The following is a 19,782-nucleotide window of genomic DNA, read 5'->3' on the forward strand; positions in this document are numbered from 1 at the left end:
TTCTTCAATTCTCTTAATGATTTTTCTGCTCTTCGTCAGAGACAGATTCGACACAATACTAAGCTTTTATCTCAACCCTGTAAGCTAAGATATTCTCGTGTATCGCGTCGGGATGAGTGCATTATAGGGAAAAAAAACCGGTACGCAAGCACTTTTATAAATATCTGTGTTCGACCGGTTCTTTTTCACTCAAATAAAGCTTATAAAATTATTAAACATTTGATTTATATCATTAATTTATTTTTTCGATGTTTTGATCTTTATATCTACAATCTTTATAGGCTGTTTTGGCACGTTTTGATGCATGCCATAGTTTGATGTAGGAACCTGAACAATACGGTCAACCACATCCATTCCTTTTACCACTTTACCAAAAACGGCGTATCCTGGATTTCCTGGTGAACGGTTAAGAAATTTATTATCTGCAACATTTATAAAAAACTGACTAGTAGCTGAATCTGGATCTGATGTACGAGCCATGGCTAAAGTACCACGCGTATTTGCAATACCATTTCCTGCTTCATTCTTAATAGGCGCTCGTGTTGTCTTTTCCTGCATATTTGCAGTCATGCCACCACCTTGTGCCATGAAACCTGGAATCACACGATGAAAGATTGTCTCTTTATAAAAACCAGACTTTATATAGCTTTTAAAGTTATTCACACTAATCGGTGCTTTGTCGTCATATAACTCTATTTCGATGTTGCCTAAATTTGTTTGCATCTCAACTAAGCTATTAGCCCATACTGAGTGACTACTTAGACCTAGACAAAACAACATCAATAGCTTTTTCATATTTTCCTACAATAAAATTTATAAAAAGATAATCATTAAATCTAATCGTCTACAGCAAAGAATTCTAGTGAGTATTTATTAAGAATTTTAATTCTATTTTCTAAGTAATCCATGTTCCACGTGAAACATGGATTACTGTGTTTGTTTAACTATTTTTATCCCAGAATTTTCTAAAGTTTTTACTAATTTCGATAGTATGGCGTTTCGCTTTTCTAGAAATTGGTGTCAGATTAATAAAACCATGTGTCTGTTCCGGAAATTCTTCGTAATACATTTTTACGCCATTTTGTCTTAACTTATGACTATATATTTTTGCTTCGTCATGTAAGACATCATGTCCGGCTGTAATCACAAAAGCTGGTGGATTTTTCTTTAGGTTGCCATAGGTAGGTGAAATAATTGGATCATCAAGTTCTACATTATGCTGAGTTGCATAATATTGTGTGACGTAATCAATATCGGTATTTGTTAAAACCAACCCTTCGTTATAAGCATAAAAAGAAGGATGTCTGCTTTTAAAATCTACTGTTGGATAGATAAGTAATTGTGCTTGTGGTGCATAAGCTTTATTTAGTGATCTTTGCGCAACAACAGTACTAATATTTCCACCTGCGCTGTCCCCTGCGACCGCTATTCTATTTTTTAAAATTTTTAATTGTCTGCGGTTTTGATAAACCCATGCTAATGCATCTTCACATGACTGAATTAAATGTTGTGGTGAAACTTCCGGAGCAAGAGGATAGTCGATACTGAGTACCTGTACTTTTGCATATTTAGCTAATAAACGACAAACCTCATCATGGGTATCTAAACCACCTACGACAAAACCACCTCCGTGATAAAACACGATTAATGGCAATTTCTTGTTAGGAGCAGGATGATAATGTCTGGCAAAGATTGTCCCGCTTTGTAGTGGTAGGCGAATATCCTCTACTGAATCAATATAAGTTGGTTTTTGGCGTATAGCCTGCATTTGTGCATCAAACATTCTTCTTGATTGAATGGGGTCAGAGCCAATAAAGCCCTCTTTCCCCTGTTTAATTTGCACAGCCATCATGCATTTAGTAAATGAATCAAGATCTGGATATTGATAAGAATATCCTAAAATTTTCGCAAGAGACTCTTGGGCTAGTCGAGGCAACCTATCGAGTGCTCGAGCGGCAGGGCCTTGCCCTTTATCTAGCAATGTTTGAATTTTTTGATTAAATGCTGTCATGCCTGTCTCCTTGAATCCCTCTTATCCTTCATATTTTCTACAGAATTCTTTGTTGTTTGACTATATTCGCATACAACTCATGCAATCAAGATACAAAGGTAAAAACCAATCTACGCTAATCTGATTTATAGCAAATGTCATTAACAAATCTGTCGATTAAAACAGGACTTTTTTGCCAATTATTGTTAACAGACAAAAAGAGGTACCGCTATGTCAGCAAAACTAGTTGTTACTATGTTAGCAACCAGTCTTTTAACTGTAGGCTGTGTTGCTTACCCAGATGATCCTTATTATCGTGGTGGCGGATACGTTTACCATGACCATGATCGCCGCTATGATCGTGATGATCAACGTCGATATAATGATTGGGAAAGGAAGCGTTGGGAAGAGCGTCAACGAGTATATGAACAACAACGTAAAGATATTCGTGAACAAGAAAAAGATCGTCGTGAATGGGATAAAAGACACCGTGACTGGGATAAAAAACGGGTAGAAGATCGAGATCATGATCGCCGAGATTATCGTCATGATGACTAAACTTACTACTATATAAAAAGCCCCAAAGAAATAAGTCTTTTGGGGCTTTTTTGAGGAATATAAATTCTCTCTAATCTATAGAAAAATGAGTAGCAGCTCATTTCATATATGTATTGGCATCTTGAACATATATGTTCTATAAACTCATATCTCTTATTTTTAGCAGCAAATTACTGAGCAGTTGCAGAGCCTGAAACTGAACCAGAAGCACCAGCATCTACTTGACCTGGTTGTGCTTGACCAGAAACACCTGCATCAATACCAGCACCTGCTTGTACCCCAGATGGGCTAGCACTTGTTTGAGCAGAACCTGATGCGTTTAAACCGGCTTCAGATGCACAACCAACAGCTGTAAAAGCGACACCAGCAAGCACTACAGAGATAAGACCTAATTTTTTCATAATCACTTTCCTTTCATTACGACAAACGTTTAAATGCAAAGTTCATCTTCGCGCTGCCTATAATTCACAATTTTTTTTTCTGGCGTGCGTATCATTGGTTGTCTTTTCTAGTAATAGAAGTACAAATTCTGCAATTTTTTATTAAATTCAATTTTTTAATCTGACCAATCTATTTTATAAATTAAACCATAGATAAACGTTTGTTTAATTTTATCAATTTTTTCTTTTTATTCTGCTGAGCCCTTATATTTAAAATTTTTCCATTTATAGAAACGCTATATAAGGTACGTAGACTGTTACAGAGCTTTTTTACCCTTAAAAGTGGTTTACTCATAAAAAAGCCGCGAATGATCGCGACTTTTTTGAAAGTGAATATGGCTTAAAGGTTAAATTATGGCCACTGCATTTCACCTTTTACAACTTTAGCCCCTAACTCTAAGCTATCAACACTTTGAAGAGTTGGATATTGCTTTTGCATAATTTTGCTCAACTCAGCAGAGTTTTTAGTTGCTTTAGCTGCCTTTTCATAACTATTTAAATAGTTAATCGAGAAATTAACCGCATCGAGACCTTGTGGAGCTCCCTCAACCATATGTGCAGGCACAACAATTTTAGGCTGAAGGGCTTTGATACTTTCTAAAGATTGAATAACTTCCGCACGATCTTTAGTTTTAGGAGTATCGGCCATCCATAAATGAATGCCTGAAGACACAGGGATTCCCCCTACTACTGCTTTTGCAGATGGTACCCATAAATAGGTAAGTTCTTTTTTACCTTTAATTTCGATTGATTCATTTTCAAGTTTTAAAGTTTTAGCTGTATAAGCTTGAGGCACAATAATTTGGCTAGGTGCATTTGCACCCATTTGTGGTCCCCAATATTTAACTTTAAGCGCTTGAGTATCTTGAATATGCTTTACTGTTTCTGGAGTGGCAATAATATGTACATTCGGGAAATACTGTTTAAATACATCTAAACCAAAGTAATAGTCTGGGTCGCCATAGCTTACAAAAATGGTTTTTAACGTTTTACCGCTATCTAGAATATTTGCGGCAATGCGCAATGCTTCAGATTTTGAGAATTGCGTATTAACCAATAGAACTTCTTTATCGCCTTCAATTAAAGTAGACGTCACGCCAAAATGTTCGGGTTTAGCCAGAAAACTCTGGATTTTTAGGTCTTGAGCAAAAGCTGACTGAGCCATAGTTAATGCCGTTGCAGTAGTAAGCGCAGAAGCAGTTAATTTAAATAATTTCATTAGGTATTCTCCTGTTTCATGGAGAACACTTTAAATTGCAATTTATGTAAGATAAATGCACTAATTTAAGATAAACTGTTGCATATATTGTAATAATAGCTAGACATATGGATACTTTAAAAGCGATTCAGGTCTTTGTTTCTATTGCACAACATGGCAATTTGACCAAAGCCGCAGAACATCTTAATTATTCTCGCGCCATGGTTTCACGTTATCTTGAGCACCTTGAACATACATTCTCAACTCGACTTTTTCAGAGAAATACCCGAAAAATATCCCTCACTCCCGCAGGTGAGAAAGCTCTGCTCTACTGTGAAAATATTTTACAACAACAACAACTTTTACAAGAGCTCGCAGCGCCTGAGCAACATAACGGTACAATCCGTTTTACATGCGGTTTATTTTTGTTTGAACTTGGAGTAGCAGAATGTATTCGCCAATTTAAACGTCAGCATCCACATATTAATTTCGATGTTTATTTGACTGAAAACACTATGGATCTTATAGATGCACAAGTGGATTTAGCATTACGTATTACCCAAAAGGTAGCCGATGGTTTAATTGCACGACCAGTTTGTCAGATCGAGTCCGTTTTCTGTGCTCATCCAGATTATTTAAAACAACACAGTCCCCTGCTCCATCCTCGTCAACTGATTCAGCATGAATGTATTGCTCATCATAGTCAGCACCAATACTGGACACTGTTTGATAATGAACAACAACCTCAGAACTATCCTTTGAATGTGACTTTTAAAAGTAATGATGTAAATGCGCTTTACGATATGTGTTTACATGCACAGGGAGTCGCTATGTTACCGTCATTATTAGTTGAAAAAGATTTAAAAGAAAAACGCCTAACCGCTTTATTTAAAAATTTTATGGCTCCTGAGCTAAGCTTGTCGATCGTGTATGCCTCTAGACAACATTTACCTCGAATTACTCAAGAATTTATTGCTTTTATGATCGAAAATTTAGATTTTTACTTAAAACCGCAAAATTAAAAGCTTTAAATTGCCGTGTACGCTTGAATTTTTAGGCAATGCCCATACTTCATCCCTATTAATGAATTACAGCATATGCATGGCAGTTCAGGTTTTACACAGTAAATACTGATGCCAAAAAGGACTGTACATGTTTAAAAACCCATTTAAACGGAGATCATCAATGGCTAATGAGCAAAATGAGCAAGCTCAAGACATTCAAAATGAGCAAGCTGAGCAATCTAACGAGCAAACTCAAGCTGAAGGTGTAGAGCAAGCAAACGACGTTACCGTTGAATCTTTACAAGCGCAAATCACTAAACTAGAAGAAAATCTTAAGCTGGAAAAAGCTCGTACAGCAAATGCAGTTTATGAAGCACAAAAAAGTGTAGAGCGTATTCAACGTGAGTCTGAGAAGCATAAAGAAACTGTGCTTGAAAAATTTGCAAAAGAATTGTTGGACTCTGTCGACAATTTAGAACGTGCAATTCAGGCTGCTGGTGGTGAAGAAACACCAGTACTTGAAGGTATTAAGCTAACCTTGAAGTCACTGTTAACAACTCTTGAGAAATTTGGCGTTGTAGAAGCTGATACTCAAAATGGTTTCAACGCAGATTTACATCAAGCTGTTGGTATTGATCCAAATGCCAAAGCCAATGAAATCGGCACCGTTTTACAAAAAGGCTATACCTTAAATGGTCGTTTGTTGCGCCCTGCTATGGTTATGGTTGGTCAATAAAACGAACAAAAGCGAAGCATCGCTTTGCTAAAAGCACAAGAATTTGAGAGTTTTTTGATTTTTTTTCATAAAAATGCTTGAAAAAAACCGATTGACTCTCATATCGAATAACAAGCAAAACATTGCAACAGAATTTTAGAGGAACACACCAAATGGCAAAAATTATTGGTATTGACTTAGGTACTACCAACTCATGTGTTGCTGTACTTGAAGGCGATAAAGTAAAAGTAATCGAAAACGCTGAAGGCGCACGTACAACTCCATCGATCATTGCTTATAAAGATGGCGAAATCTTAGTTGGTCAAAGCGCTAAGCGTCAGGCAGTAACAAACCCTAAAAATACATTGTTCGCGATCAAGCGTTTAATTGGTCGTCGTTATGAAGATCAAGCAGTACAAAAAGACATTGGTCTTGTACCGTATAAAATCATCAAAGCAGACAATGGTGATGCTTGGGTTGAAGTAAACGATAAAAAATTAGCACCTCAGCAAATCTCTGCTGAAATCTTGAAAAAGATGAAGAAAACTGCAGAAGATTATTTAGGTGAAACAGTTACAGAAGCAGTTATTACTGTTCCTGCTTACTTTAACGATGCTCAACGTCAAGCAACTAAAGATGCAGGTAAAATTGCTGGTTTAGATGTTAAACGCATCATTAACGAACCAACTGCTGCTGCACTTGCGTTCGGTATGGACAAAAAAGAAGGCGACCGTAAAGTTGCAGTTTACGACTTAGGTGGTGGTACTTTTGACGTATCAATCATTGAAATCGCAGACCTTGATGGCGACCAACAAATCGAAGTGTTATCAACTAACGGTGATACTTTCCTTGGTGGTGAAGACTTTGATAACGCGTTAATTGAATACTTGGTTGAAGAATTCAAGAAAGAACAAAGTGTGAACTTGAAAAATGATCCACTTGCGTTACAACGTTTGAAAGAAGCTGCTGAAAAAGCAAAAATCGAGCTTTCTTCATCTAATGCAACTGAAATCAACCTTCCATACATCACGGCTGATGCGACTGGTCCTAAACACTTAGTGATCAACGTAACTCGTGCAAAACTTGAAGGTTTAGTTGCTGACTTAGTTGCTCGTACAATTGAACCTTGCCGTATTGCTCTTAAAGATGCTGGTCTTTCGACTTCTGACATCTCTGACGTAATTTTGGTTGGTGGTCAGTCTCGTATGCCACTTGTACAACAAAAAGTACAAGAGTTCTTCGGTAAAGAGCCACGTAAAGACGTGAACCCTGACGAAGCAGTTGCAATCGGTGCTGCAATTCAAGGTGCTGTATTGTCTGGTGACAAGAATGACGTATTGCTTCTTGATGTAACACCATTAACTTTAGGTATTGAAACAATGGGCGGTGTATTAACACCAATCATTGAGAAAAACACGACGATTCCTGCGAAGAAATCACAAGTGTTCTCTACTGCTGCTGATAACCAACCAGCTGTAGATATTTCGGTTTACCAAGGTGAACGTAAAATGGCTCAACAAAACAAATTGTTGGGTAACTTCCAATTAGGCGATATCCCACCTGCTCCACGTGGTGTGCCGCAAATTGAAGTATCATTTGACATCAACGCTGACGGTATCTTGAAAGTATCTGCGAAAGATAAGAGCACTGGTAAAGAGCAATCGATTCAGATTAAAGCAAACTCAGGATTGTCTGATGCTGAAATCGAAGCGATGATTAGAGATGCTGAAGCGAATGCTGAGGAAGACCGTAAGTTTGAAGAACTCGCAAAAGCTCGTAACGAAGCTGATGCATTAATTTCAAGCTCGAATAAAGCTGTTAAAGATCTTGGTGACAAAGTGACTGAAGATGAAAAAACAGCGGTAAGCACAGCGGTTTCTGAACTTGAAGCAGCAACTAAAGAAAATGATGTTGAAGCGATCAAAGCAAAAACTGAAGCTTTACAAAACATTTTGATGCCGATCACTCAACGTGCTTATGAACAAGCGCAACAAGCTGGTGGTGCTGAAGGTTTTGATCCTAACGCATTCCAAGGCGGTGAAGCTGGTCAGCAAAAAGCTGATGATGGCGTTGTAGATGCTGAATTTACAGAAGTAAAAGACGACAAAAAATAATTTGTCTCTTTAAAAAAAGACCGCGCGAAAGCGCGGTTTTTTTTAAGATAAATCCTGTTGTTCTCAAGTATTGGATTTTTAAATTTTGCCTCAGATGATGAAATCGTACTCCATGCTGAATGAGATGCTTCAAGTAAATATTTTCGGCGTGTAACTTCCTTCACATTTTATTTATCGGTAATTATTTTATTTCAGTACCTTAACTACTGCAGCTGTATACATTGTTGATAAGTAATTGCTAGGATTATGTACATTCAACTTTAGCCAATCAAACTATATCAATTTGATACAGATACAATATTGTATATATAATCTAAAACATTAAAATATCACGCTATAAAAAATGAAAATCGAACCAATTATCACAAAAACCAAATTTAGATTAATGCTTATTTTTTCTCTACTCTTCGCCATTTTTAGTGCAACATTTGATGCCTATGATGAAACGTCTATCTCAATCAATGAGACGTTATCAATAGATCCCCAAAACTGGGAATTAGCCATTACTTGTGTTCTTTCAATTAGTTTTTTGATCATATTCAGTGGCTTGCTTCTATTCAAAGAATGGGCGAGGAAACTATATATTTATACTTTTTTCCCAATTTTACTCATTTATTTATTACCGAGTTACTATTGGACATTAATGTCTGGTCTAAGTACTATTTTTTATGAGCTAGGCAATATTCTCTCTACACTAGTTTGGGGCATTTTAGTTGTACCTAGCCTCTACCAACCTTTATTTAAAAAAGATGCTGAATTTACAGAAGTAAAAGACGACAAAAAATAATTTGTCTCTTTTAAAAAAGACCGCGCGAAAGCGCGGTTTTTTTTATTGCTTACAAAAAATAACAATTTCAATTTATATATTTTTTGAAATAAGTTATTGTCAAAATAGTCACTTATAAAAACTAACTATTTATTATTTATTGTATTTTTTAAAAAATAAAACCACTGTTATTAAATCCATTAATTTTAAAATTAATGCCAAATAAATAGTTTTATTTATTCCGTTTCTTTAGCAAGATCACAAAATGATCGCCTTCTTTGGTCTCCTTTATCACTTTGACGAATCTAAATTCCTCACTAACAATAAGAATTTATTAATATTTATATTTTTATTTTGCCATGAAAAAATTTCTATGGTGGGGGATGAGCTTTTACTTAAGTATGAGCTTACACACAGTTGTTTTTGCTCAAAGCAACTTATCAAGTGTTACTTTTAATCAGCCTTTAAAATATAAGATTGATTTCATAGATCCACGCTTTCATATTACTAAAGAACAATTTATGCAAATTGGTCAAGAAGCTGCTGAAATCTGGCAGAAAGAAACAGGAAAAACTTATTTTATTTATGACTCACAAGCAGAGCTTACAATTAACTTAGTGTTTGATGATTATCAAACTGCTCAAAATGAAAGAAAAATTAATATAAATAAGTTATTACAGCAGCAAGAAGAATGGCGGGAGAAAAATAAAGCTATTCATTTGTTAAAACAACAAATAGATCAGGAAACTGTTCTTCTAAATGAAGAAAAACTTCAGCTTAATAATAAATTTGAACAATATCAGCAAGATGTAACTCTTTATAATCAAGGAAATTTGGGAAAATTCAATCAAGTTGATTTAATCAAACGTCAAACTCAGTTAAATCAACAATCATTAGAGTTAAAAGCTAAATTTATTCAACATAGCAATAAGATAGAAAGTCTTAATTCTCAAATTAAGCAAATAAATCAACAGCAAAACCTACTTAATGAAGCTATTAAACAAATTAATTTAACCACGACTGTTGGTCCAGAAACTTTTCATAAAGGCTTATTCAGTCATAATCAAATTCAGATTTATGGTTTTAGTTCATTCGATGATTTACGCCTAACCCTTGCTCATGAGTTTGGACATGCATTAGGTCTAAAACATACAGCCGACCCAAAGTCTCTAATGTATCCTCGTTTAAAAGAGCAAGATATTCACAACTTCAAATTAACAGATTCGGATTTAGATTTACTAAGCTCATTTTATAGTTCTAATAATGAAAATCATTAAAACTAAACACTTAAATAAAATAGAAATTAATTAAATTTTGCTAATAATTCATTTTTCAAAAGTTTAAAATAATGAGACTAAAGTCTCATTTATTTATTCAAATTGTACATTTTTTGATTGATTTTTCACTTTATATTCTTATAATACGTTTTTTTTAAATCTCCCCCCCTGACGACTATGCGCTTAACATCTTTGTTATTAGGCTTAGCTTTTGCTTTCTCTAATTTTCAGGCCAATGCTCACTTGGCTACTTCTGCAAATACTCAAGTTCAGCAGAAAAATGCTCAACATTTGACATATAAAATTGCTGAAGTTGATCCTCGTTTTGGTTTAAGTCAAGATCAATTGCTTGAGATTACTCAGCAAGCTGCTGATATTTGGAAAGAAGGAACAGGTAAAAATTACTTTACTTATGACCCAAATGCAAAGTTAGAAATTCGTCTTGTATATGACGACAGCCAAAATCGTTCAGCAGAGCGTCAAAAAATTTCTGCTCAGTTTAAACAAGATCAACAACGTCTCATTGATGAACAGCAGCAAATTAAACAGTTGAAGCAAAATCTAAGTCAAACTCAATCTGATCTTGAAAACAAAAAACAGATCTTAAATGAGAAGTTGAAAAATTTTGATCAACAAATGATGCAGTTTAATCAAGGTAAATTAACACCTGAATACACAGCAAAATCGCTTGGTAAAACTCAGAAAGATTTACAGAAACAGACTGTTGCTTTAAAGAAAGATATTGCTGCTTATAATCAACAAGCTGCTGACTTAAATAAAAAGGTTAATCACTTTAACCAAATTAATGATAAGTTCAATCAATCTTTAAATCAGTTTAAGCAAAATGCACAAGCTGATGTATTTAAGAAAGGCATTTATAACGGTAAACAAATCACAATCTATGAATATAGCTCTATCGATGATTTACGTTTAACGATTGCTCATGAGTTAGGCCATGCGCTTGGTTTGAAACATAGCGATCAACCTGGTGCCTTAATGTACTCAGTTCGCAAGGACAGTGATAAAAAAACTAATGTTTTAACTGACGCTGATCGTGATCTACTAAACGCTTTACCTCAATAATTAGATATGAAACATCAATGATGTATCTATTTTATAAGTAGATACATCGAAATTCATGTCAAAGTCATGTTATTGTGGTTGTAAGAGCTGACTAAAATAGAATGGAGATCAAGATGAGTTATTATCATATCCTGATTGAAGTAAATGACCACATTAGTACGATTGAACAAACTCGAGATATCGAACTATTTGATATTATTGAACTTAAACCGTACCTTCATTCTATTTTGTTGCCTTACTTTAACGAGCAAGAAATTGAGCTTGAAGATGAAAATATTGAATATAAAGATATTTTACATCTTGAAGTTAAGCAAACCTTACTCCCTATCGAGCATTTAATCGAAGAAGAACAAAAGCAGTTGCCAAGTGACACTGATGTCACTATTACTGCTTATGAAATCTTCAATGATCGTGATTTAAGCCAAGATGTCACTTCAGTTATTTTGGACATTTTGGAAGCTGTAAAGCTAGATTAATTCATAGTTTAACTGCCAAATAAAAAGGTCTGCATATGCAGACCTTTTTATTTGGTATCGTTACTACTGCATCATTTTTCGAGCTTGCTCTTGGCGAAATGCACGTAAAATCTGTTGCCCTGCCCGTCCATTTGGATTTAAACCTAAACGAGTTTGTTCCTGACGGATAGCAACGCGAGTTTTATCACCAATTAAGCCATCCACAGCACCAATATCATAACCACGATTAATCAAAAACTGCTGAATTTCTCGACGTTCTGCTCGTGAAGTACCAGGGTCATCTGTTGGCCAAGAAGCAACGAATGGTTTACCACCTTTCAAACGATCAGATAAATGTGCAATCGCAAGTCCATAACTTTCTGCTGCGTTATAACTATAAATAGCATCAAAATTTTTAAATACTAAAAAGATTGGGCCATTTGCTCCTGCTGGTGTCATTAAACCAGCAGGCGTATTATCAGACAATGCACCTTGAATTAAAGGTGTACCATCAATTCGGGTTACTCCACGCGCATTCCAGCTACTCAATGATTTTTTAGAGCGACGCCCTTCTCCATCAATTGACATACCTGCTGGGATTTTGACTTCAAAGCCCCATGGCATACCCGTTTGCCAACCAGCTTTATTCAAGAAATTAGCTGTTGATGCCAATGCATCTGCTGTACTCGAGACTAAATCACGACGACCATCACCATCAAAATCAACAGCTAAGCGCTCATAAGTTGATGGCATAAACTGTGTATGACCGAATGCGCCTGCCCATGAGCCTTTAAGCTGATCTTCGGTTAAATCACCACGTTGTAAAATACGCATAGTGGCAAAAAATTCTGTACGGAAATAACTTTGTCGGCGCCCTTCACAACTTAAAGTTCCAAGTGCTTGCAATAAAGGATATTTTCCAGAAATATCACCAAAATTACTTTCAACACCCCACACTGCCACAATTGTTTCTGGCGGTACGCCATAAGTTTGAGATGCACGATTTAAAACATCTCGATATTGCGCTAATTTTTGTTTACCAAGCTCAACACGCTCTTCATCTACAAGACCAGATAAATAGTCCCAAATCGGTGTCGAAAATTCTGGCTGATAATTTAACTTATCAATTACTGAGTAGTCTGGCGTTAAATTTTGTGTATAGCGGTCATAAGTGCTACCTGAAACACCTGCAGCAATCGCTTGCGAACGTAAATTTGCCAAACAACTCTGAAAATTATTATTAGGCGTGTAAGTATTGCTATTCGTTACAGGAACAGTCGCATTACTAGATATTGTAGAAGTAGAACCATTAATTATCAGCTCTGCTTGAGCCTGAGTCATTGTCAAAAATATAGACCCAACAATACAAGAAAAACGTCGCATATTATCCTAGTTCAATTTTTAAATTTAAATTTGTCTTTACCATACCATTATGGACTCAAAATTTTCAGAGAGAAATCGTAAATTTGAATTCATAATTAATTCTTTAAATTCATTTCCAGAGTTTTAAATTCAAATTTCACATCTAGTTTTGAATTTAAAACTTCTTACATAAGATTAATTGGTTTTTAAATTCAAAAATCCCTGCTGTAGTTTAAATTCAAAATACCTCTTTAAATTTAAAAATATAAGCCCAATCCATCTGTGGATAACTTATAAAACCACAGCTCTAAACTACCTCAACCCCTATATTCGCTATGCTCTTCATCATCTTTATATGTTACAACTCCTTCACCACTCAGAGAGATATTTTAAATTTAAAAGTTAGATATAGTTTTGAATTCAAAACACCACCGAGATAACATGCATCTTTTTAAATTCAAAACAAACATAAGCTGATCCACCAGATTTAAATTCAAACTTCGGGTGCTGGGGATAACTTATTTTAAATTCAAAACCACTAAAACACCTTGTTTCATTTTTTAAATTCAAAATAAAAGCCCTCATTTAAATTCAAAAAGCTTAATAAAAGTTATCCACAACAGAACAAGATTAGATTTTTTAAATTTAAAAGACAAAAAAGCGATCCGAAGATCGCTTTTTAGAAATTTTAACTTAATTAAATAGTTATATCAGCTGTCAATGCGAGTGGTTCTGGCAAAATTTTCGCTAATTGACGGCATAAATTCGTCAATTCATTACTATCCACAGGCATTAACGTAATGTGACCCAACTTACGGCCAGCACGTTCTGATTTGTTATAAAGGTGCAGATGAGCGCCATTTAGTGCTAAAACATCTTCAGTTTTAGGATGCTGACCAATAATATTGATCATAACCGTTGGGCGAACAACGTCTGTTGAACCCAATGGTAGTCCTGCAACAGCTCGAACATGATTTTCAAACTGTGAACATACGGCGCCTTCAATTGACCAGTGGCCTGAGTTATGCACACGTGGTGCCATCTCATTTGCACATAAGCCTTGTTCTGTCACAAATAGCTCTAAAGTTAACACGCCAACGTAATTGAGATGATTCAATAAACGCGTAATGTAATCTTGAGCAACTGGTTGTAGAGCTTCACTGTTCGGTGCAGGCACGATTGAGTGCGACAAAATACCGTTGTGATGGTGGTTTTCAGCTAATGGCCAAGTTTTTACTTCACCATTTTGGCCGCGTACTGCAATAATTGAAACTTCGCGAGAAAATTTAACAAAACTTTCAGCAACTAAGCTTTTTGCAGGGCCAAGTTCAGACCAAGCAGTATCAATTTGGTCTTCTGAACGAAGTACAAACTGACCTTTGCCGTCGTATCCACCAGTTGCCGTCTTAAGTACAATCGGCAAACCAAGTTCAGCAACAGCTTTTTTCAAGCTTTCTAGGCTATCTACAGCACGATACGGCGCAACAGGAATCGCAAGTTCATCAAACAATGCTTTTTCAGATAAACGATTTTGTGCAGTTGCTAAAGCAATACGGGGAGGGTGCAATGTTTTGGTTTGAGTCAAAACATCTACGTCCTCAACGGGCGTATTTTCAAATTCAAGACTGAAAATATCAGCACTTTCAATAAACTGCTTTAAACCTTGTTCATCTTGGCTAGAAAAAACTTGACCTAAAACACCTGCTGGACAATCTGTATTTGCTTCAAAAAAAGTACATTGAATATTTAATGGTAAAGCTGCTTGCGCCATCATACGGCCCAGTTGTCCACCACCAAAAATACCGATAGTTTTATCCATTTCAGCCTCTTAAACTTGTCCCGGAATGTTGTTGCTTGCAACTTTATCAGTTTGTGCAGCACGGAAATCAGCAACATTTTTTGCGATTTCAGGACGAGTTAAACCTAAGATTTGAGCAGCCATAATCGCAGCATTAGTCGCACCAGCCGGACCAATTGCCAAAGTACCCACTGCGATACCTGCTGGCATTTGTACGATTGAAAGTAATGAATCTACACCATTTAAAATTGATGATTTAACTGGTACACCCAACACAGGTAAGTCAGTTTTTGCAGCACACATACCTGGTAAATGCGCAGCACCACCAGCACCAGCAATAATCACTTGAATACCACGATCACGCGCAGTTTCTGCATATTCAAATAAACGGTCTGGCGTACGGTGAGCAGATACCACTTCCGCTTCAAATGGGACACCAAGCTGTTTAAGCATATTGGCAGTATGTTCAAGCGTTGCCCAATCGGACTGGGAACCCATGATAATTCCGACTAAAGGTTGGGTATCTGTTGCGACCGCGTTCATTGGCATTTCCAAAGCGTAAAAATGGTAAAAACTCGACTTGTACCAAGCCAAGCATGAGAGAAAAAGATGAGGCCAATATTATAGCTGTTTTTTCACTCACCCCAAAGCCCAAGTTTATGAGGAAAAAGCATGAATCCGATGGATTTAACAACGATCTGTCTGAAAACCCGATTTCAAATAATTTTACTGGCTTCTAAATACAAAATAGACGCAGCCAAACAGGCATAACATGGCCCAAACATAGTCTAATTTAAACGGCTGCTTAAACAGCAACACCATAAATGGCACAAATACAATAAGCGTAACCACTTCTTGGGTAATTTTCATTTCACCCAAGGTCCAGTTTTGATCACTCAAGATTCGAGTTGCTGGAATCATAAAACTATATTCCAGTAGGGCAATAATCCAACCGAATAAAATCGCTTGCCAGAATGGAGCATGGTGCAAAAACTTAAGATGCCCATACCATGCAAGTGTCATAAAACAGTTCGAAATAATTAATAGCACAAAAGCTAAAACCGTTGGGCTCAAAGGCACATCCTTCATCATTACGATGATATAAGTATTAATATGGATCAAAAATATTATAAAAGATAAAACTGTAATTCAGCTTAAATCTAAAAAATAAAGCTGTCCGTTTATAGGCATCTCAAACACATAGAACAACAACGAATTTTGACTATCTTTTCCAGTTGAGCCTTGCTATCGTTGCTGGCAAATTTATCAATAATGAAACCACAGTAAATCATATTTATACTGTGTACAAAAGCAGTGGAGAAGGCGAGCAATGCATCTGCATATCTTGGGTATTTGTGGCACTTTTATGGGCTCTTTAGCACTTTTAGCTCGTGATTTAGGACATAAGGTAACAGGTTCCGATTCAAACGTTTACCCGCCAATGTCTACCCAGTTAGAAAACGCAGGTATTGAACTCATGCAAGGCTATGACCGTAGCCATTTACAGCCTCATCCAGATTTGGTTATTGTCGGCAACGCCATGAAACGTGGTATTGATGCCGTGGAATATATGCTTAATGAAGGCCTGCCATATATTTCTGGTCCACAGTTCCTTGCAGATCATGTTTTACAAGGTAAACATGTGCTTGGTGTAGCGGGTACGCATGGAAAAACAACCACAACAACTATGCTCGCTTGGGTACTTGATCAGGCTGGTTTAAACCCAGGCTTTTTAATTGGTGGTGTACCACTGGGTTTTAGTGAAAGCGCTCGTTTAGGCAGTGGTAAATACTTCTGCGTTGAAGCCGACGAATATGACTCAGCTTTCTTTGATAAACGTTCTAAGTTTGTTCATTATCATCCAAAAACGGCAATTTTAAATAACCTTGAATTTGACCACGCCGATATTTTTGATGACTTAGCAGCGATTCAAAAGCAATTCCATCATCTTGTTCGTACCATTCCAAGTGAAGGCCGTATTATTGCGCCAATTACTGAAACTCATATTGATGAAGTGCTTGAAATGGGTTGCTGGACGCCAGTGATTCGTACAAGTTTAGAAGCAAATGAAAAAGCTGCTTTATCTGCCGAATTAATTTCAATTGATGGCAGCCATTTTAAAGTCCTCGAAAATGGCAATGTCGTTGGTGAAGTGAAATGGAGCATGACAGGGCAACATAGCGTAGCGAATGCTTTGGCAACCATTGCAGCCGCTCAACATGTGGGCGTTGCACTTGCAACAGCTTGTGAAGCTTTATCTAACTTTGGCGGTGTGAAACGCCGTATGGAGTTACTCGGTACCGTGAATGGTATTGAGGTTTATGATGACTTTGCTCACCACCCAACAGCGATTGACACGACTTTGGATGGCGCACGTAAACGCCTAGGCGAACGCCGTTTATGGGCTATTATTGAACCGCGTTCAAATACAATGCGTATGGGCAGCCATAAGGATGGCTTAGCGCATTCAGCACGCTTAGCAGATGACGTTATCTGGTACCAGCCAGAAGGTTTAGACTGGGATTTACAACCTGTAATTGAAGCTGCATCAAACCGTGCTCAAGTCAGCCGTTCACTTGATGAAATTATTAACCGTATTGTTAATGAAGCAGGTGAGGGCGATGCTGTTGTGATTATGTCTAATGGCGGCTTTGGTGGCTTACATCAAAAACTTATAAGCGCATTAAAAGTAAAAGCTGCTTAACTTTCTCTCTAGATGATTTAATAAAAAAACGGGTTTCAGTTTGAAACCCGTTTTTTTAGTTTAATGGTTTTTAAACCTGCTTTGGCTTTATATCTTCTATAAATTTATTCGAGATGAATAAACGTAGCGTATAGACAATACCCATCGCAAATACGCTATATCCCACGTTATTACAAATGAACGGAATACATAAAATAATAAGCGCAGTAATAGGATAAAACCATTTAGAAATTCCAGTTAAACATTCAAACTCGTATAACATCCATATACAAGTGGTATAAAGCACTACACTCACTGCGACAATTACGCCCATATATAAATCAGAGATATGTGCATGATGGGTCGTGACATCTACGGCGGCAGCAAGCGCAGCACCTACGGCAGCAATACTTACAAAGACAAAATAATGGCCATAACCCCATACAAATGGGCGTACACCTTTAAAATGATGATGCTGTTCACTGCGATCAAAGTAAGCCCACCACATTGCAAACATCAACATTAATCCGCCAATCATTAAGAAAACGGCAGGAATATTGATAGATTGAGCCGCAAGCGCATCACGTATGGCATTAAAACTACCTACGATTGATTCGCCTAAAACAATAATCGTGAGTAAGGCATAGCGCTCTACAATATGATGAGGATGCCACGGCGTAGGCGAATGTTTTTCTGCATAGATCGGAACAAATAACTCGAGCACAACCAGACATAAAAATAAAGGTATAGAAAGGACATGAGCAAAGTTAGCCACAAGCCAGCCAATTTGTACCAAGACTATACCGATCGCATAACGATAAGCCGTAACTCGCCGTTCAGGATCATGTTTTGCTGCGCGGAGCCACTGGGTGACTAAAGCTAAGCGCATAATCACATAACCCACAATAATGATGTCAAAGTCCTGACTACGAAATACATCAGGAATACCTGCGGCCATGACCAAGGAACCCACAATCTGTACAAAGGTAAGGCACCGATACAATGCGTCATCATTATCGTAAGCTGAAGCGAACCATGAAAAATTCATCCATGCCCACCACAGCGCAAAAAACACCATTAGGTAGCTTGGCAGTGCATGCCAGAGATGATTTTCAATAATCGCGTGGTGTAACTGCTGACCGGCTGTTGCAATCGCGACCACAAAAATTAAATCGAACAATAATTCGAGGGGAGTTGCTGCTCTATGCGGCTGTTTAGGATCTCTTGGAGATAAAGGCCTCAAACTTAATTTTTTCTGTTTTTCTTGAGTAGTCATAAAATAACGTTCTCGAATAAAGTGCCAACACGTTAACACTTTAATATTAACCACCAGATCACGCATTAAAAATTATTTAGGTCTGCTGTTTAATGTTTAGTCACAAACAAACTATATTTCATTTTTGTGACAATTCTTTATCAAGACAACAGGCTTAATTCTTTATCATAGCCCACGTTTTTTGTTCTTGTTTGGAATATGAATGTCTCTAGAAACACTCAACCTTAGCTTATTCCATGTGATTAATGGGGCTCAGGATGCGAGTCAATTTATCATTCGCCTTGCTATCTTTTTTGCTAATGATCTCCTCTATATTCTTTTATTCATCCTTACATTTTTATGGTTCTACGGCGATCAAGATTTAAAAAATAGGGTCATTAAATCTGTCTTTTTAACCTGCATATCACTTTTAGTGGGTTATGTTATTTCTCTGTTTTATCATCATCCAAGACCATTTGTGATGGGTGTGGGCACCACGTTTATTGAACATGCACCAACAGCATCTTTTCCAAGTAATCATATGCTGATTTTCAGCACCATAGCCCTGTCTTATTTGTTTGCTCAGCGCAAAATGATTGGAATCATTCTGTTATTTTTGTCATTTGTGGTAGCGTGGTCACGTATTTATTTAGGTGTGCATTTCCCTTTAGACATGCTGGGGGCTTTTATTGTCGCGCTTCTGGTCAATACGGCAGGTTATTACTTCTGGAATGCTTACGGTACAAGTTTGACCGCATTCTTTATTCACCTTTACCAAATTATATGCAAACCGCTTTTAGACCGTGGTTTGATTAAATAATCCGTAGATTTTTTTATATTAAAACCACGACATTAAGTTCAGTTGCGTAATTCAAAAAAATCTGCCATTCTATGTGTAATTGGATAGGTTTTATCCAATACAGAATTTAGTTTGACAAGGGGAGTAGCCTCCTCCAAACATAACAGCAATGTTATGTGTCAGATATCGTCAATACACTTTTATTAAAAAGTCGGTATCTGAGCATCGTGAAATTCATGATGTAGGCAAGACCTTGATCATGTTGATACAGATGTTTTAATTCAT

17 protein-coding genes and 2 pseudogenes are annotated in these 19,782 nt (G+C 36.8%); 10 read left to right on the forward strand and 9 right to left on the reverse strand.

All coding sequences use genetic code 11. The annotated features are described in order from the left end of the window. Nucleotides 1–237: 237 nt before the first annotated feature. Nucleotides 238–795 carry a peptidylprolyl isomerase gene (locus AC056_RS18445; RefSeq protein WP_004706142.1) on the reverse strand — a complete coding sequence of 186 codons (558 nt, stop codon included), beginning with the start codon at nt 793–795 and terminating at the stop codon, nt 238–240. Between the two features lie 145 nt (nt 796–940). Then, nucleotides 941–2,011: an alpha/beta hydrolase gene (locus tag AC056_RS18450; RefSeq protein WP_039250142.1), complete on the reverse strand. Its 1,071-nt coding sequence runs from the start codon at nt 2,009–2,011 to the stop codon at nt 941–943. A 210-nt stretch (nt 2,012–2,221) separates the two neighbouring features. On the opposite strand from AC056_RS18450, the gene AC056_RS18455 reads away from it, so the two are divergent. Beyond that, nucleotides 2,222–2,548 (forward strand): hypothetical protein, encoded by a 327-nt coding sequence (locus tag AC056_RS18455; protein WP_019456661.1) that lies wholly within the window; start codon nt 2,222–2,224, stop codon nt 2,546–2,548. A 170-nt stretch (nt 2,549–2,718) separates the two neighbouring features. Here the strand turns inward: AC056_RS18455 and AC056_RS18460 are convergent, their stop codons facing one another. Both AC056_RS18460 and AC056_RS18465 read right to left on the reverse strand, forming a co-directional pair. Further along, the gene (locus AC056_RS18460; RefSeq protein ID WP_004706148.1) at nt 2,719–2,949 is read right to left on the reverse strand and encodes a hypothetical protein; all 231 of its coding nucleotides are present in this window, start codon (nt 2,947–2,949) and stop codon (nt 2,719–2,721) included. A gap of 391 nt (nt 2,950–3,340) precedes the next feature. After that, nucleotides 3,341–4,207: an MBL fold metallo-hydrolase gene (locus tag AC056_RS18465; RefSeq protein ID WP_077164425.1), complete on the reverse strand. Its 867-nt coding sequence runs from the start codon at nt 4,205–4,207 to the stop codon at nt 3,341–3,343. 107 nt (nt 4,208–4,314) lie between these two features. Here AC056_RS18465 and AC056_RS18470 point away from each other — a divergent pair. The 7 genes and pseudogenes from AC056_RS18470 to AC056_RS18500 all read left to right on the forward strand — a co-directional run bounded on the left by AC056_RS18470 (nt 4,315) and on the right by AC056_RS18500 (nt 11,621). Continuing rightward, nucleotides 4,315–5,243 (forward strand): annotated as a pseudogene (locus tag AC056_RS18470) (LysR family transcriptional regulator). A gap of 128 nt (nt 5,244–5,371) precedes the next feature. Further along, nucleotides 5,372–5,926: a nucleotide exchange factor GrpE gene (gene grpE, locus AC056_RS18475; protein ID WP_039250138.1), complete on the forward strand. Its 555-nt coding sequence runs from the start codon at nt 5,372–5,374 to the stop codon at nt 5,924–5,926. A 152-nt stretch (nt 5,927–6,078) separates the two neighbouring features. After that, entirely contained in the window at nt 6,079–8,019 is a 1,941-nt protein-coding gene (dnaK, locus tag AC056_RS18480; protein ID WP_019456665.1) for a molecular chaperone DnaK, read from the forward strand. Nucleotides 8,020–8,362: 343 nt separating this feature from the next. Continuing rightward, nucleotides 8,363–8,806, forward strand: a complete 444-nt coding sequence (locus AC056_RS18485) for a hypothetical protein (RefSeq protein WP_213033517.1) — start codon at nt 8,363–8,365, stop codon at nt 8,804–8,806. A gap of 338 nt (nt 8,807–9,144) precedes the next feature. Beyond that, nucleotides 9,145–10,062, forward strand: a complete 918-nt coding sequence (locus AC056_RS18490) for a matrixin family metalloprotease (RefSeq protein WP_077164426.1) — start codon at nt 9,145–9,147, stop codon at nt 10,060–10,062. A gap of 71 nt (nt 10,063–10,133) precedes the next feature. Next, nucleotides 10,134–11,145 (forward strand): annotated as a pseudogene (locus AC056_RS18495) (M57 family metalloprotease). A 101-nt stretch (nt 11,146–11,246) separates the two neighbouring features. Further along, entirely contained in the window at nt 11,247–11,621 is a 375-nt protein-coding gene (locus tag AC056_RS18500) for a hypothetical protein (RefSeq protein WP_077164428.1), read from the forward strand. A 63-nt stretch (nt 11,622–11,684) separates the two neighbouring features. On the opposite strand, the gene AC056_RS18505 is transcribed toward AC056_RS18500, so the two are convergent. The 4 genes from AC056_RS18505 to AC056_RS18525 all read right to left on the reverse strand — a co-directional run bounded on the left by AC056_RS18505 (nt 11,685) and on the right by AC056_RS18525 (nt 15,849). Then, a complete protein-coding gene (locus AC056_RS18505; protein ID WP_077164429.1) occupies nt 11,685–12,983 on the reverse strand; it encodes a lytic murein transglycosylase in 1,299 nt (432 codons plus the stop codon). A 676-nt stretch (nt 12,984–13,659) separates the two neighbouring features. Next, on the reverse strand, nt 13,660–14,781 hold the full coding sequence (locus AC056_RS18510) for a 5-(carboxyamino)imidazole ribonucleotide synthase (protein ID WP_077164430.1): 1,122 nt from the start codon (nt 14,779–14,781) through the stop codon (nt 13,660–13,662). 9 nt (nt 14,782–14,790) lie between these two features. Further along, complete coding sequence (gene purE, locus AC056_RS18515; protein WP_000994663.1) at nt 14,791–15,303, reverse strand: 5-(carboxyamino)imidazole ribonucleotide mutase; 513 nt, start codon at nt 15,301–15,303, stop codon at nt 14,791–14,793. A 183-nt stretch (nt 15,304–15,486) separates the two neighbouring features. Next, a complete protein-coding gene (locus AC056_RS18525; protein ID WP_004711246.1) occupies nt 15,487–15,849 on the reverse strand; it encodes a DMT family protein in 363 nt (120 codons plus the stop codon). Between the two features lie 241 nt (nt 15,850–16,090). On the opposite strand from AC056_RS18525, the gene mpl reads away from it, so the two are divergent. Next, nucleotides 16,091–17,464, forward strand: coding sequence for a UDP-N-acetylmuramate:L-alanyl-gamma-D-glutamyl-meso-diaminopimelate ligase (mpl, locus tag AC056_RS18530; RefSeq protein ID WP_077164431.1), 1,374 nt, complete (start codon nt 16,091–16,093; stop codon nt 17,462–17,464). Between the two features lie 70 nt (nt 17,465–17,534). Here mpl and AC056_RS18535 read toward each other — a convergent pair whose 3' ends face one another. After that, complete coding sequence (locus AC056_RS18535; protein WP_077164432.1) at nt 17,535–18,785, reverse strand: low temperature requirement protein A; 1,251 nt, start codon at nt 18,783–18,785, stop codon at nt 17,535–17,537. Between the two features lie 136 nt (nt 18,786–18,921). On the opposite strand from AC056_RS18535, the gene AC056_RS18540 reads away from it, so the two are divergent. Further along, complete coding sequence (locus AC056_RS18540) at nt 18,922–19,518, forward strand: undecaprenyl-diphosphatase (RefSeq protein ID WP_004706173.1); 597 nt, start codon at nt 18,922–18,924, stop codon at nt 19,516–19,518. Nucleotides 19,519–19,782 lie beyond the last annotated feature (264 nt).

It is taken from the genome of Acinetobacter genomosp. 33YU (assembly GCF_001990725.1).
Taxonomy (GTDB): domain Bacteria; phylum Pseudomonadota; class Gammaproteobacteria; order Pseudomonadales; family Moraxellaceae; genus Acinetobacter; species Acinetobacter seifertii.

Coding starts and splice junctions, on each gene's coding strand:
- AC056_RS18445 (WP_004706142.1), bottom strand. CDS start 795: ATGAAAAAGCTATTGATGTTGTTTTGTCTAGGTCTAAGTAGTCACTCA.
- AC056_RS18450 (WP_039250142.1), bottom strand. CDS start 2,011: ATGACAGCATTTAATCAAAAAATTCAAACATTGCTAGATAAAGGGCAA.
- AC056_RS18455 (WP_019456661.1), top strand. CDS start 2,222: ATGTCAGCAAAACTAGTTGTTACTATGTTAGCAACCAGTCTTTTAACT.
- AC056_RS18460 (WP_004706148.1), bottom strand. CDS start 2,949: ATGAAAAAATTAGGTCTTATCTCTGTAGTGCTTGCTGGTGTCGCTTTT.
- AC056_RS18465 (WP_077164425.1), bottom strand. CDS start 4,207: ATGAAATTATTTAAATTAACTGCTTCTGCGCTTACTACTGCAACGGCA.
- grpE (WP_039250138.1), top strand. CDS start 5,372: ATGGCTAATGAGCAAAATGAGCAAGCTCAAGACATTCAAAATGAGCAA.
- dnaK (WP_019456665.1), top strand. CDS start 6,079: ATGGCAAAAATTATTGGTATTGACTTAGGTACTACCAACTCATGTGTT.
- AC056_RS18485 (WP_213033517.1), top strand. CDS start 8,363: ATGAAAATCGAACCAATTATCACAAAAACCAAATTTAGATTAATGCTT.
- AC056_RS18490 (WP_077164426.1), top strand. CDS start 9,145: ATGAAAAAATTTCTATGGTGGGGGATGAGCTTTTACTTAAGTATGAGC.
- AC056_RS18500 (WP_077164428.1), top strand. CDS start 11,247: ATGGAGATCAAGATGAGTTATTATCATATCCTGATTGAAGTAAATGAC.
- AC056_RS18505 (WP_077164429.1), bottom strand. CDS start 12,983: ATGCGACGTTTTTCTTGTATTGTTGGGTCTATATTTTTGACAATGACT.
- AC056_RS18510 (WP_077164430.1), bottom strand. CDS start 14,781: ATGGATAAAACTATCGGTATTTTTGGTGGTGGACAACTGGGCCGTATG.
- purE (WP_000994663.1), bottom strand. CDS start 15,303: ATGAACGCGGTCGCAACAGATACCCAACCTTTAGTCGGAATTATCATG.
- AC056_RS18525 (WP_004711246.1), bottom strand. CDS start 15,849: ATGAAGGATGTGCCTTTGAGCCCAACGGTTTTAGCTTTTGTGCTATTA.
- mpl (WP_077164431.1), top strand. CDS start 16,091: ATGCATCTGCATATCTTGGGTATTTGTGGCACTTTTATGGGCTCTTTA.
- AC056_RS18535 (WP_077164432.1), bottom strand. CDS start 18,785: ATGCGTGATCTGGTGGTTAATATTAAAGTGTTAACGTGTTGGCACTTT.
- AC056_RS18540 (WP_004706173.1), top strand. CDS start 18,922: ATGTCTCTAGAAACACTCAACCTTAGCTTATTCCATGTGATTAATGGG.